We start from the raw sequence: 13,587 nt of genomic DNA on the forward strand, positions 1-13,587 counted from the left end.
CTAGCAGACGAAGGGGTGCCACCACTACGGGGACTTGTCAGCCTGACTTGACTCTGCTTTCCTCGACTCTGCTTGCTTCGACGCTGCGTGCTTCGACTCCTCGTGCCGCGATTCCTCCGCGGCCCGGTCGAGCAGCACGACGTCGTCGAGGCTCACCAGCCGCGTGGCCACCGCGTACTCCACCAGTCGGGCCCGCCGGTTGGTGGCCAGGTGCCCGGTGCCGCCGCGAAGCCCGGCCACGCCGAGCTTGTCGAGTTTGCTGCACACGTTGTCGAGTTTGCGGTTGAAGGTGGTCATGCTCCAGCCCACCCTGGCTGCGGCCTCGGCCGAGCTCGGGATCGCCCCACGGCCCGGCACGGCCTGGGTGAGGATGCTCTCGGACAGGGCCACGATCAGCAGTCGCTGGCTGGTGGTGAGGGTCACCGGCAGGATTGTGGTGGTGCCGCCCTCGTGTGACGCCGAGAGAGACGTGTTGTAGAAGTCGTCCTCAGCGTGGATGGTGAAGTCGTAGGTCGAGGATCCGGCACTGAACATCACGTGCATCGTTTGGAACACGATGGGCAGCTTCGCTCCGGGGGCCAGCCAGGCCTGCACGGTTCCAGTGCTGTCGGACACCGTCGCCGACAGAAGGTTGCCGACGTTGGCGATCCACCACATGCCGAAGTCCTCATAGAGGCGGAGGAAGGTACGGTGCAGGTAGGGGTTGTCGTCGATGGTGAGGTCGGACTCCCGCCCGATCGAGAACGCTGAGCCGGGGTCGACTGAATACCACTCGCCGCAGAACTCGATGCGCAGCGGCTTCACCGCGATGATCTCACCGGTTGCAGGCACGGTTGGCCTCCGAAACCTTGCCGTCGGCGCGCTGCAGGTAGATGTCCAGGCACACCGTCGATCCAGGCACAACGCCGTCGACGGTGATGTCGGCAGTTTTGCTCAGGGTCGGCTGTGCCGGGGTCTCGGCGCGGGCCCACCTGTAGACGTCCCCCTCCTGCGGGCTGGGGTTGCTCACTGTGAAGGTGATCTGGGTGCCGTCCACCGATGTCTCCGTGCCGTCCAGCACCGGTGCGGGCACGCCGACAGCCATGTTGGCGCCGCCGGGCTCCGCAGCCACCGGGGATTTTGTGGGCGTCAGTGCCGAACCATCCGTACCGGTGAGCACCACCGCTGTGACCACGGCGCCGACGAGGAGAGCGCCGGCGAGGATCGATCCGATGAGCAGCAACGGCCGCCTACGGGGCCCATCGCCGGGCGGTGTCTGGTCGTCGGCGTCAGGCGCTTCAGTCTGCGCCGCCACGATCGGCGCACGCGGGCGCACCACAGTGCTGTCCTTGACCGGCTCGATGACCCGGGCGCCACGAATCCGGGTGGCGTCCGCCTGGTTGGCTGCAGGTGGGGTGATGCCGGCGGCCGGTGCGGGCGGCGAGGACACCGGGCGCTCGGGGGCACTGCCCGGCGCCTGGGCGGCGATCGACACCACGGAACGCGCCCGGGTCTCGTCGTCTCCGGCCGGAGCATCCGGTCTGACGTGCTGGGACCCGGCGACGGTGGGGATGTCGATGCCCGTGGGTGCGTACCCGAGCTCCAACTCCACCCGTTGCAGGGCACGTGCGAAGTCGACGGCCGTGGCGAACCTGTCGTCACGACGGGTGGCCATGGCCTTGGCCAGCACGGCCACGAGCGAGCGCGGCACGTCGTCGCGGCCGATGGGGGTGATGGCTCCGCGTTCGATCCGACCGATCAGGTCGAGGGTGCCGTTGGAGCGCCCGTGGATCTCGAACGGCGTCTGGCCGGCCAACAGGGTGTGGATGGTGGCGGCCAACGAGAAGACGTCGCTGCGCACGTCGGGTCGGGGATCGTCCTCGAACATCTCCGGCGGCGACCAGGGCACGCTCATGCCCACGGACTGGCTTTCGCCGGTGCCGGTGGCCTCTGGCCCCGCGGGGCGATGCCCGCCGGTGCTGGTCTGCACGGGCAGCTCTTCATCGAGGCTCGACGAGATGCCGAAGTCGGTGAGGGCGGGCCAACCGAAGTCGTTGGTGAGAACGTTGGCCGGCTTGATGTCGCGGTGCAGGATGCCGGCGGAGTGGGCGGTCGCGATGGCGCCGGCCAGGCGGACTCCGGTGCGCAGGGCGTCTTCGACCCCGAACTTCTCGCGCTTGTAGCGCTCGGCCAGGCTCGGGCCAGAGCAGTGCTCCATCACGAAGTATGGCCGGCCGTCTCCGGCGACGTCGGCGTGGTAGATCGTGACGATGTAGGGGTGCGTCGACAGTTGCGCCATCAGGTTCGCTTCGTCGACGAACTGCGCCTGCGTGGAGGGATTGAGCTGCTCGGTGAGCAGCACCTTCACGGCGACCCGGCGGCGCGGCAGGCGCTGCTGATAGAGGAACACATCGGAGAACCCGCCGGAGCCGAGGATCGAGACGAATTCGTAGCCGGGAAGCTCCGGGGCGACGGACGGCGCGCGGCGCATCACTCCTGTCCGACCGTGATGGTGATGCCGCTGCCGAGGTCGACCACGGTGCCCACGATGACCGCGGTGGGTTCACCCTGGCGCAGCTTCTGGGCGGGCTTGCCCGGCAGGGCCACCAGGGTGCCGTTGCGTGAATGCAGGTCGGTGACCACCACGGTGTCGCCTTCGACGGTGAAATGCACGTGATTGCGCGACACGTCCTGGTCGGCGCCGCCCAGGCTCACCAGGCGGGGCACGAGGTCGCCGGACATCTTGCTGACGCTCGGCGCCCGGCCAATCCGGATCGGCTGGTTGAGCGGTTCGCGCGCCCCGCTGGGCAACAGCAGGTAGAGCCGGGGAGCAGCTGCCGGCGCCGGGCCGGCTGCGGCGCGGCGGCGCGAATCGCGGAGCTTCTGGATGTCGCCGCTCATCACGGTGTGGCCGTCGTGATCGCCGGGCACATCGTCGATGTCGTCCGGATCTGCGCCGGCGCTGCTGGGGGCGGCGGCCGTCGTCGGCGCCGGAGAGTCGACGTCGTCTTCCTCGGCGTCCGGTCGCACCGCGGCCTGCTCGACGCCGCGCATGACGGTGGCGCCGAACAGGTGGTCGTACCCGCCTGCGGGGTCTGCATCGTGTTCGGCGTCCTCCTCCGCAGCGGGCTCGGCCGCAGCGATGTCGGTGATGGTCTGTTCACTCGCCGGTGCAGCGATGGTGCGACCGGCCACCGGCAGCACCGAGGGCGGCGGAACGATGCGGGCGGCCGGCTCCACCCGGACGGGCACAACCGGAGCGGACACCGCGGGAGATGAGACGGCCGGAGACGAGACGGCGGGAGTCGGCACCGCGCTGGTCGGTACCGCACTGGCGAGCACCGCGCTGGTCGGAGCTGCGCCGGCCGGCGCCGCCGCATCCTGCGCGGACGCGGCAGTGCGGGTTGCGTCGAGGGCCAGCCGCAGCCGGCGGGTGCGAACCATGCCCGACCGCAGCGGCAGCCCGGCGTCGAGGGGCAGGGCTGCATGATCGTCCGCGTCGGCCGGGTCGGCCTTCACCGGTGCCGCTGTGACAGATACGGCGCGAACGTGCGCGACGGATCGCTCCACCCAGGTTGAAACGCCCAGGCCGCCGATTGACACGTCACCCTCGACGGTGGCCAGAACGACTACGACGTCCCCGCGCACGAAAACTCGAACCGTCGCCGGTGCCGCGTCGTCCCAAGTGAGGAGCGCGAACGGGGGTGTTTTCGACAGCCCTCCCGCGGTGAGCTCGTCGAGCACAGCACGGGCACCCTGCTCGTCGGAACCCGCGCCGGTCAGGCTGGTCCAGATCCGCGATCCGGCCGCGGAATCGGCGGCGGGGAGCAGTACCAGACGGTCCCCCGTCGTCGCCGCCAGCCATCCGCCGCGGTTGTCATCGTCGTACGAAAGCACCAGATCCCCCTATTGCCCTTACCTAGTTACGGATTCGTGTCGCGCGGCCGGGTGTCTTCGAGATGCTCGTGCAGCCCGGTCGACCGTTCGCGGGTCACGTCGGTGTCTTCACCGGGGTCACCCCAGGTGGACTCGACGATGACCACCGTCACATTGTCCCTGCCGCCCTTGGCCAGCGCCGCGGCGACCAGTACATCGGCCAACGACCCGAGATCATCCGGCACCGCCTGCGAGGCCAGCAGCTCCGCGATCTCCACCACCGACAGCTCCTTGGTGAGGCCGTCGGAGCAGATCAAGAAGGTGTGGCGACCGGTGGCGGGCAGCAGCCAGACGTCCGCGTCGACGAATTCATCGGCGCCGATGGCACGTGTGATCACATTCCGGTCCGGATGCTTCTCAGCGTCGGTCGCCTTGATCAGGCCGGCGTCCACCATCTCCTGAACCGCGGAATGGTCAACACTGAGCTGCTCGAGCGTGCGGCCGTCCCAGGTGTAAACCCGGGAGTCACCGATGTTGAACGCCATCCAGTGGAACCCGACGTCGTCGCCGGCATCGACGAAGGCGACGCCGGAAAGGGTGGTGCCCGACACTGCAGTGCCGAAGTCATCGGCCGCGCTCAGGTCGCGCACCGCGTCGTTCGAGGAGTGGATGGCGTCGAGGATGCGTTCCGGGGTGGAGGGAACGTCTTGTTCGATGTGTTCGACGAAGACCCTGATCACGGTCTGGCTGGCCGCGTCGCCGTGGGCGTGCCCACCCATGCCGTCGGCGACGAAGAACACCGGGGACTGGGCCAGATAGCTGTCCTCGTTGACCTTGCGCACGCGTCCGACGTCGCTGCTGGCGCTGAAGCTGAACCGCACGCTCGATTCACCGAGGGCGATCGCACTCTCACCGTTCACCGCCATGTGCACTCCACAGATTTCGTCCAAGCCCCGATGCGGAGCGCTCCCGCCCCCATTGGGGGAAGTCGAGCTACCACCGTACCAATACCCGGGGCCCGTTCAGACGCCGTCTCACCGGGTTATTCACCGGTCGAGGGCGTGAACTCACGAGCGGCAGCATCCTTGTCGCGGCGCGAATCGCGGCGGCCCTTGACCAGGCTGGCGATTGTGGCGACGGCCATCGACAGAATGATCACGGCCAACGAGGTCCAGGTGTCGATCTCGGGTGCCCACGTGAAGCCCTCGCCGCCGTTGAGGAAGGGCACCTCATTGTTGTGCAGGGCGTGCAAGACCAGCTTGACGCCGATGAAGAAAAGAATGAAAGCGATGCCGTACTTGAGGTATTCGAGGCGCTCCAGCAACCCGCCCAACAGGAAGTAGAGCTGACGCAGGCCCATCAGCGCGAACACGTTGGCCGTGAACACGATGAACGGGCTCTGCGTGATGCCGAAGATGGCCGGGATCGAGTCAAGGGCGAAGATCAGGTCGGTGGTGCCGATGGCGATCAGCACGATAAGCATGGGGGTGAAGAGCCGGCGACCATCGATCGTGGTGCGCAGCTTGGCCCCGTCGAATGTCGGCGAGATGCGGATGTGACGGCGCAGGTAACGCACCAGTCCGTTCTCGGCGTCGTCCTCGCCGCCCTCCTTGGCGAAGGCCTGGTGAATGGCCGTGTACAAGAGGAACGCGCCGAAGATGTAGAAGATCCAGCTGAAGTTCTCGATCAGCTGGGCGCCGAGCAGGATGAAGATGCCACGCAGCACGAGGGCGATGATGATGCCCATCATCAGCACTTCCTGCTGGTATTTCCGCGGCACCGAGAACCTGGCCATGATGATGACGAAGACGAAGAGGTTGTCGATCGACAGGCTGTATTCGGTGAGCCAACCGGCCAGGAACTGCCCGGCGTGTTCACCGCCACCGAAGATCAGCATCAGCAGTGCGAAGACCAGCGCGAGGGCGACGTAGAACACGACCCACAGGGTGGCCTCGCGAATGGAGGGCACGTGGGGGCGCTTGTAGACGATCGCGAGGTCGGCGACGAGCACCAGCGTCAGGACGACCAGGGAGATCACTTCGAAGGCGATGGGCAACTCAAGATTCACGAAAAAGGGGCCTTTCGAAAGTGCGGCGAATGCTGGGCGTTGACGATGACGCCAGAGGGCCACGAGCGGGACCCCAGAAGGATGCTCCCGTGTGGGGTCCAATGTTACTCCTGCCGTGCCGTCAACCGGTCAGGGGATGGCCCGCGCCGGACACCGGCGATAGCCTCGCCGTATGAACAACGACGAACTCCGCAAACTCGCGACGAAAAGACTCAAGGCGCGCAGGGATTTCTGGAACTACTGCGGCGTCTGGCTGGGCGTCACGCTCATCGTCACTGCCGTGTGGCTGCTGACCGACCCGGGCGGGTACTTCTGGCCGATCTGGCCGATCGGCGGTATGGGTATCGCCGCGTTCTTCATCGGTCTGGATGCCTTCGGACCCAACCGGGGCATCATCACCGAAGAAGCCATCGACGACGAAGTGGCCAGAATCGCCGGCCGCAGCCAGCGCAGCGGCCCGAACTAGCCGATTCATCGCAAAACCGGCCACCCCGAGGGGTGGCCGGCAGAAATTGCTGATGCCGCTGAATCTGGTTCTGCGGAGGTCAACCTCTAACTAGATGAGCCAGGGGAACTTCTGCACGATCGGCAGGGCCTTCCAGGTCTTGCCGAAGCCCCAGGTGTCACCGGCCGCAAAGACGGCGACGACGATCAGGGCGAGCGCGTAGATGATGTGGTAGTCCACCAGCGGGTTGGTCGACGCAGCGTTGGGGGTGAAGACCCATTCCGCGAGGTACATGAAGACCATGATCAGGCTGCCGGCGATGGCGCTGATGCGCAGCCCCACACCGAGCATGACGGCCAGGCCCACGGCGATCATGCCGAGCATGAAGAGGAAGTCGACGAACGGGTTGGCGATGCCCACGAAGAACGGCTGCAGCGGGCCGGTGACGCCGGGGCTGTTGAGGAAGCCCTGGGCGGGAGTGCCACCGTTGAGCCAGGCCCGCTCGGCGGGAGTCGAGAAGCCCAAGCCGAAGGTCTTGTCGAGGAAGGCCCACAGGAAGATGAATCCGGTGGCCAGTCGCAGCACCGCGAGGGTGCGACGCTGGAGCAGGGTGGTGCCGGTCGTCGCGGCGGGGGCGGTGACCGCGGCCCCGCGGGTGGTGGTGCTGGCCATGGGCTGTTTTCCTCTGTGTCGAATTCGATTGTCCGTGTCGTCTGACATTGGACTGTGAATTCAAGACTCCCAGCCCGCTTTCAGCAACGACAGGGTCGAACGTCCTAACACAAAAAAGCCCGGCCGCCTTCAAAACGAAGGAGACCGGGCAGTTGTGACCCCAACCGGATTCGAACCGGTGTTACCGCCGTGAGAGGGCGGTGTCCTAGGCCGCTAAACGATGGGGCCGTTTTTGCAACTTCACGAGTATGCCACAGGCTTGATACTCAGTTCAAATCGAGTGCACCGTCCGCGCGTCGCACGGCGCATCCGCGATGCCGATCAGACCCGTCAGGCCGTGTGCCCCGCTCAGAGGATGCGCGTGTCGCGCGTTGCCCGAGGTCGGCTTTGGGTATTAGCTCGAGACATGAAGTTGACCAAATTGGAACACGCCGCACTCGTCCTCGAAGCCTCGGGGCAGAAGCTTTTCATCGACCCCGGATCGTTCACCACCGCACTGACGGAGACCGCCAACGCGTCCGCGATCGTGATCACGCACGAGCACCCCGACCACTGGACGCCCGAGCAACTGAACCGGGTGATCGCGATGAATCCGGGGGTGCCGATCTATGGTCCGGCCGGTGTCGCCCAAGCGGCGGGGGACATCGACGTGACTGTTGTCGCCGAGGGCGACACCGTGGAAGCCGGCCCGTTCACGCTCAGATTCTTCGGGCACAAGCACGCGGTGATCCACTCGTCGATCCCGGTGATCGACAACGTGGGCGTGCTCGTGAACGACGAAGTCTTCTACCCGGGAGATGCATTCACCATTCCCGAGGGTGTGGCAGTGAAGACCCTGGCCGTACCCGCCGGCGCGCCGTGGCTGAAGATCAGCGAAGTCATCGACTACGTTCTCGCCGTCAAGCCTGTGCGCAGCTTCCCCACCCACGAGATGGGGCTCTCACGAAGCGGCAAGGACCTGGCGAACTCCCGCATCAAGACCGCCACGGAACAGAACGGCGGCACCTTCTTTCCGCTCGAACCCCACGAAACGCTGGACCTGTAACAGAATCACACCGCTGGACCCGCACCGCCTGAATCAAAGGAGATCTCATGCGCTTCTCGTTGCTTATAATCAAGGCCGAGACCCAGGAGGGCGACATCTCCGAAGAGGAACTGCCGCCGTTTCGGGAGCTGTTCGACGCGTACGCGGCGTCTCTGCAGGAGTCGGGTGCGCTGGTGGCGGCGGATATCTTCAGGCCCGCCGCGGAGTCGACCACGGTGACCCTGCGCGGTGGCAGCCGGGAGGTGCGCGACGGTCCGTTCATCGACGCCGTCGAGACGCTGTCTGGCTGTTTCGTGATCGACGTACCGAACCGGGCAGCCGCGCTGGACTGGGCCGAGAAATGCCCGGCCGCGCTCTATGGGGTCGTCGAGGTGCGTCCGTCCGCGCTGGCCTTCCGTGACGGTCGCTGGCGCGGGGAGAGCTGAGCGTCACAGGGTGTCGGTCTCAGGATTTCCCTCCGGAGGGTGTGTGCGCTCAGCCGACTCGGCGAGCAACGCCGTCACCTCGGAGTCTTCGATGGCGTCGAACCGGCGGTAGTACTGGCCCACCGCCGCGAAGCCAAACGGCGCGGCCACGGAAACCACCTCGTCGGCGGCTTCACCCGCTGGTTTGGTCAGCTCCACCTCAGCTCGCGCGGCGATCACCGGAGCGGCCAGGACCACCCGCTGAGCGCCGAGCAGCCTCGCCACGCGGCAGGCCGCCCGGGCCGTGGAGCCGGTGGCCACCCCGTCGTCCACGATCAGAGCTGTACGTCCCGCCAGGTTCAATCGTGGCCGGCCGCGCCGCAGTTCGGCGACCCTGGCCTCCAGCACCGACCGTTCCCGGCCCTCTACCGCCTGGATTTGGGCGTCGGTGGTCTGCGCGAGCGCCAGAACGCGGACGTTGAGCACCCGCACCCCTTCCTCACCGATGGCGCCCATCGCCACCTCGGGTTCGAACGGCAGACCCAGCTTTCGCACGATGATCACATCGAGGGGCACGCGCAGTGCATTCGCCACTTCGGCGGCGACGGGCACTCCCCCGCGTGGCAGGCCGAGGACCACCACGGCCGGTACCCGAAAGCGGCCGAGGATGCCCGCCAGCTGCCGGCCGGCATCCGCTCGATCGGTGAAGAGTGCCATGGGTGCAGAGTCCTCCGAGGTGGAGTGCGGCGCAAGGCGGCGGCGAGAGCTGCCGCGTCAGCGTCGCCCGACAGCCTAGGCGGGCGCCCCGAACGCGGGCGGGTCTGGCCGGCCAGGTTGGGCCGGCCGTCGCGCCGACTCGTCGAGCAGGCGCGCCACCTCTTCGTCGGTGGTCGCCGAGAAGTCGGTGTAGAACTGTCCCACGGCCCAGAACGTGTCCGGTGCCGCCACATACACGATGTCGTCGGCGCCGGTCATCTCGGCCAGGGTCGATGCGGCGATCACGGGCACAGCGAGGATCACCGTGGTGGCGCCGAACCGCCGCGCCACGTCGCAGGCCACCCGAGCCGTCGCCCCTGTGGCCACCCCGTCGTCCACGATCACCACGGTGCGCCCATCCAGCGGCAGTCGGCTGCGGGATGGCCTGAGCCGCGCCACGCGGGCATCGAGGTACTCACGCTCGCGAGCGGCAACGGCGTTCACCTCGTCGTCGGTGACCTCGGTCAGGGCAACCACCGATTCGTCGATGAGCTCCTCGCCGCCCTCGCCGATGGCGCCCATCGCGAACTCGGGTTGGAACGGCACGCCGAGCTTGCGAACAACGATGACGTCGAGTGGCGCGTCGAGCGCGGCCGCCACCTCGAATGCGACGGGCACTCCCCCACGAGGGATGCCCAGCACCACCACGTTCCGCTCGCGCAGATAGAGCAGCTGCCTGGCCAACAGGCGGCCGGCCTCGACGCGATCGGAGAAGAGCACCACCGGGCCATGATCGCCCCGGCAGCGATCAGGCGCTAGGCGTTCTCGTCGAGGAGATCAGGTCGGGGCGCGTCTGTGGTGGAGTGCAGCTCGGTTCGAGGACTGCGGTCGAAGCGGCGACAGCAACGAAACCACCGGTCGTGTCGCCACAAGGCGACCCGACCGGTGGTTCACAGGTGCTGGAGTCAGTTCCGCAGTTCGAGGTACTTGGCGATCAGCGCCTTGGTCGACGAGTCCTGGGCCTCGAGGGCCTCGGCATCACCCTTGACCGCGGGAGTGACCTGGAGAGCGAGCTGCTTGCCCAGCTCGACACCCCACTGGTCGAAGGAATCGATTCCCCAGATGGTGCCTTCGACGAACACGATGTGCTCGTAAAGCGCAATGAGCTGTCCGACCACGCTCGGCGTGAGGGCCGGTGCGAGGATCGACGTGGTCGGCCGGTTGCCGGGGAAGGTGCGGGCAGGCACCACAGACTCATCGGCGCCTTCTGCACGTACCTCGTCAGCCGTCTTTCCGAACGCGAGGGCCTTGGTCTGGGCGAAGAAGTTCGCCATGAACAACGCGTGCACGTCCTGACCGGGCTCGACACCGGCGCCGTCGCCTGCCTCGTCCTTCAGGGGACGGGCGGGGTTCGCGACGGCGATGAAGTCCGCCGGAACCATCCGCGTGCCCTGGTGCAGCAGCTGGTAGAACGCGTGCTGGCCGTTCGTACCCGGTTCGCCCCAGAAAATCTCGCCGGTGCCGGTCGTGGTGGGCGTACCGTCCCAGCGCACGCTCTTGCCGTTCGATTCCATCGTGAGCTGCTGCAGGTAGGCCGGGAACCTGTGCAGGGATTGCGCGTATGGGAGCACGGCGTGGCTCTGGGCCTTGAGAAAGTTGGAGTACCAAACGTTCAAGAGTCCCATGAGCACGGGGACGTTCTGTTCAATGGGTGCGGTTCGCATGTGCTCGTCGAGCGCGTGGAAGCCGGACAGGAATTCGCGCCAGTTGTCGGGACCGATGGCGATGACCACCGATGTGCCGATGGCGGAATCGATCGAGAAACGACCGCCCACCCAGTCCCAGAAACCGAAGGCGTTCTCGGGATCGATGCCAAAGGCCGCAACCTTGTCGAGAGCGGTAGACACTGCGACGAAATGCTTGGCGACGGCCTCGGTGCGGGCGGCGGCGCTATCGTCCATGGTGCCGGAAGCGAGCAGCTGGTTCCACAGCCAGTCCCGGGCCAGGCGGGCGTTCGTGAGGGTCTCCAGGGTGCCGAAGGTCTTGGAGGCGACAATGAACAGGGTGGTTTCCGGGTCCAGGTCCGCCGTCTTCTCGTAGACGTCGGTCGGGTCGATGTTCGACACGAAGCGAACCTCGAGGCCCGCCTGCACATAGGGCTTCAGCGCTTCGTAGACCATGACGGGGCCGAGGTCGGAGCCGCCGATCCCGATGTTGACGACAGTCTTGATCGACTTGCCGGTGACACCCGTCCACGCGCCGGACCTCACCTTGTCGGCGAAGGCGTAGACCTTGTCGAGCGTGCTGTGAACATCGGCGTCGACATCCTGACCGTCCACCACGAATCCGTGCGGCGGCACCAGGCCGGCGCCGTCCTTGGGACGTCGCAAAGCGGTGTGGAGAACCGCCCGGTCCTCGGTGACGTTGATGTGTTCGCCGGCGATCATCGCTTGGAACCGGCCCGTGACGTCGATGTCCCTCGCAAGCTGCACAAGCTGAGCCAGGATCTCGTCAGTCAGCAGGTTCTTGGAGAGGTCGATGGTGAGGTCGGCCGCCTGCAGGGTGAACCGACTGGCCCGTTCCGGGTCAGCGGCGAACCAACCGCGCAGATCAGGTGAGAAGCCATCGGCGATGCTGGCGAGTTGCGTCCAAGCGGCGGTCGACGTGGGATCAACGGGGGCAGATGCGGTCATGGGTCCTCCTGGACGCAGGAAATGTTTGGTGCCCGCGGCTCCCGCAGCGAAGCGAGGCGGGCCGTCTTCAAGACTATTGCTGCGCCGGCCCCAACGGAACGCACCGTCGCTGGCCTGCTCAACAATCCGTGGTGCGCCCGGCCCATCGAGGGCGTCGTACCGGCGCCCTCGATGAGCCGCGAGCCATTCGGTCAGACCAGGACTTTCTTCTGCACGTTCTTGCCGACGAAGAGCGTATTCGCTTCCTCCAGCGACATTCCGTTCGTTTCCGGCACCAGCCGAAGTACGAAAACGAACGAGAGCGCGGCAAAGAGCGCGTACAGGCCGTACGTGAGCACGAGCGACACCTCGGCGAGCGGCGGGAAGGAAACAGTTACGAGGAAGTTCGCGATCCACTGGGCCGCTGCGGCAAGCCCGAGTGCGCGCGCGCGGATTCGGTTGGGGAAGATTTCGCCCAGCAGCACCCAAACAACCGGCCCCCACGACGCGCCGAAGCTGACGACGAACACGTTTGCAGCCACCAGCGCGATCGGACCCCAAATTCCGGGCAGGATCGGGGCGCCATCGACCTCGACGGCCTGGCTGAACGTGACCGCCATGATGGCCAGTGACACTGTCATTCCGAGCGAACCGGCAAGCAGGATGGGTCGCCGACCGATCCGGTCGATGAGGGCGATGGCGATGAACGTCACCGCGATGTTGACCAAGGCCGTGAAAACGGAGATGGTGAACGAATCCCGTTCCTCGAACCCGACCGACTTCCACAGCGTGGTCGAGTAATAGAAGATCACATTGATGCCGACGAACTGCTGGAATACCGAGAGGATGATGCCAACCCACACGATGGGCTTGAGTCCGAAACGGTTGCCGCGGAGTGCACCCTTCTGGGAGGCCTGCTGGTCGGTTTCGATCCCGGCCCGCATGTCGCGGATGGCACGTTCGACGTCGTCGTCTGGCCAGAGTCTGGCGAAAATTGTCCGGACCTCATCGTCCCGCCCCTTCATTACCAGGAACCGCGGCGACTCAGGCAGCTTGGCCGCGATCAGCCCGTAGACCAGAGCGGGAACCGCCGCTGCGATGAACATCCAGCGCCAGGCCTCCAGTCCGAACCAGAACTCGGCACCGGCTCCGTCGGCCGCGTTGGCGAACAAGGTGTCGGACAGCAGTGCCGCGAAGATCCCCAGCGTGATAGCCAACTGCTGCAGGGAACCCAGGCGCCCGCGAAGGTGCTTGGGCGAGATCTCCGCGATGTACGCAGGTGCGATGACGGAGGCGATACCGATACCCAGTCCGCCGATCAGGCGCCAGAAAATCAGGTCGACAACTCCCACGACGAGCCCGGACCCGATAGCGCTGACAAAGAACAGGATCGCGCCGACCATCATCGAGGGAATACGTCCCCACCGGTCGGCGAGCCGGCCCGCGAGATACGCGCCAACGGCGCATCCGATCAGGGCGCTTGCGACCGCGAATCCGGTGACCGACCCGGAGAGATTGAACTGGTCCTGAATCGGGTCGACAGCGCCGTTCACGACCGATGAGTCGAACCCGAAGAGAAATCCGCCGACGGCTCCGGACAACGCCAAGCCGATAACTTTGGCGTTTGTGGGAGGTCTTGCGGCAGTTTTTTGTGTTTGTGCTGCGAAAGTCATGGCTCCCTTCTTACACCCTTCCGGGGGGTCGGGAGCTTGCCGGAGAGGCTTCGGATT

The 13,587-nt window shown here is 66.3% G+C and carries 13 protein-coding genes and 1 tRNA gene; 3 read left to right on the forward strand and 11 right to left on the reverse strand.

What is annotated here, in order from left to right; all coding sequences use genetic code 11:
• Window positions 1–24 precede the first annotated feature (24 nt).
• The 5 genes from ACEN2M_RS02590 to ACEN2M_RS02610 all read right to left on the reverse strand — a co-directional run bounded on the left by ACEN2M_RS02590 (window position 25) and on the right by ACEN2M_RS02610 (window position 5,923).
• A complete protein-coding gene (locus tag ACEN2M_RS02590; protein WP_441646539.1) occupies window positions 25–831 on the reverse strand; it encodes a hypothetical protein in 807 nt (268 codons plus the stop codon).
• Window positions 815–2,470 (reverse strand): protein kinase domain-containing protein, encoded by a 1,656-nt coding sequence (locus tag ACEN2M_RS02595; protein ID WP_441646540.1) that lies wholly within the window; start codon window positions 2,468–2,470, stop codon window positions 815–817. Before ACEN2M_RS02595 ends, ACEN2M_RS02590 begins: the two co-directional genes overlap by 17 nt.
• On the reverse strand, window positions 2,470–3,876 hold the full coding sequence (locus ACEN2M_RS02600) for an FHA domain-containing protein (protein WP_441646541.1): 1,407 nt from the start codon (window positions 3,874–3,876) through the stop codon (window positions 2,470–2,472). The genes ACEN2M_RS02595 and ACEN2M_RS02600 overlap by 1 nt, the downstream gene beginning before the upstream one ends.
• A 26-nt stretch (window positions 3,877–3,902) precedes the next feature.
• On the reverse strand, window positions 3,903–4,781 hold the full coding sequence (locus ACEN2M_RS02605; RefSeq protein WP_441646542.1) for a PP2C family protein-serine/threonine phosphatase: 879 nt from the start codon (window positions 4,779–4,781) through the stop codon (window positions 3,903–3,905).
• Between the two features lie 116 nt (window positions 4,782–4,897).
• Entirely contained in the window at window positions 4,898–5,923 is a 1,026-nt protein-coding gene (locus ACEN2M_RS02610) for a TerC family protein (RefSeq protein ID WP_441646543.1), read from the reverse strand.
• Window positions 5,924–6,095: 172 nt separating this feature from the next.
• On the opposite strand from ACEN2M_RS02610, the gene ACEN2M_RS02615 reads away from it, so the two are divergent.
• Entirely contained in the window at window positions 6,096–6,389 is a 294-nt protein-coding gene (locus ACEN2M_RS02615) for a 2TM domain-containing protein (protein ID WP_441646544.1), read from the forward strand.
• 90 nt (window positions 6,390–6,479) lie between these two features.
• Here ACEN2M_RS02615 and ACEN2M_RS02620 read toward each other — a convergent pair whose 3' ends face one another.
• Window positions 6,480–7,040 (reverse strand): DoxX family protein, encoded by a 561-nt coding sequence (locus ACEN2M_RS02620; RefSeq protein ID WP_441646545.1) that lies wholly within the window; start codon window positions 7,038–7,040, stop codon window positions 6,480–6,482.
• Window positions 7,041–7,195: 155 nt separating this feature from the next.
• A tRNA-Glu gene (locus ACEN2M_RS02625) sits at window positions 7,196–7,268 on the reverse strand.
• 178 nt (window positions 7,269–7,446) lie between these two features.
• Here ACEN2M_RS02625 and ACEN2M_RS02630 point away from each other — a divergent pair.
• Window positions 7,447–8,085 carry an MBL fold metallo-hydrolase gene (locus tag ACEN2M_RS02630; RefSeq protein ID WP_441646546.1) on the forward strand — a complete coding sequence of 213 codons (639 nt, stop codon included), beginning with the start codon at window positions 7,447–7,449 and terminating at the stop codon, window positions 8,083–8,085.
• 47 nt (window positions 8,086–8,132) lie between these two features.
• Window positions 8,133–8,510, forward strand: a complete 378-nt coding sequence (locus ACEN2M_RS02635; protein WP_441646547.1) for a YciI family protein — start codon at window positions 8,133–8,135, stop codon at window positions 8,508–8,510.
• Between the two features lie 3 nt (window positions 8,511–8,513).
• Here ACEN2M_RS02635 and ACEN2M_RS02640 read toward each other — a convergent pair whose 3' ends face one another.
• From ACEN2M_RS02640 to ACEN2M_RS02655, 4 genes are all read right to left on the reverse strand, one after another.
• On the reverse strand, window positions 8,514–9,206 hold the full coding sequence (locus tag ACEN2M_RS02640; protein WP_441646548.1) for a phosphoribosyltransferase: 693 nt from the start codon (window positions 9,204–9,206) through the stop codon (window positions 8,514–8,516).
• 75 nt (window positions 9,207–9,281) lie between these two features.
• On the reverse strand, window positions 9,282–9,968 hold the full coding sequence (locus ACEN2M_RS02645; protein ID WP_441646549.1) for a phosphoribosyltransferase: 687 nt from the start codon (window positions 9,966–9,968) through the stop codon (window positions 9,282–9,284).
• Between the two features lie 182 nt (window positions 9,969–10,150).
• Entirely contained in the window at window positions 10,151–11,878 is a 1,728-nt protein-coding gene (gene pgi / locus ACEN2M_RS02650; RefSeq protein ID WP_441646550.1) for a glucose-6-phosphate isomerase, read from the reverse strand.
• Between the two features lie 191 nt (window positions 11,879–12,069).
• Window positions 12,070–13,530 carry a sugar porter family MFS transporter gene (locus tag ACEN2M_RS02655; RefSeq protein ID WP_441646551.1) on the reverse strand — a complete coding sequence of 487 codons (1,461 nt, stop codon included), beginning with the start codon at window positions 13,528–13,530 and terminating at the stop codon, window positions 12,070–12,072.
• Between the last annotated feature and the right edge of the window lie 57 nt (window positions 13,531–13,587).

Source organism: Cryobacterium sp. W22_MBD10_FK3 (assembly GCF_052113745.1).
GTDB lineage: Bacteria > Actinomycetota > Actinomycetes > Actinomycetales > Microbacteriaceae > Cryobacterium.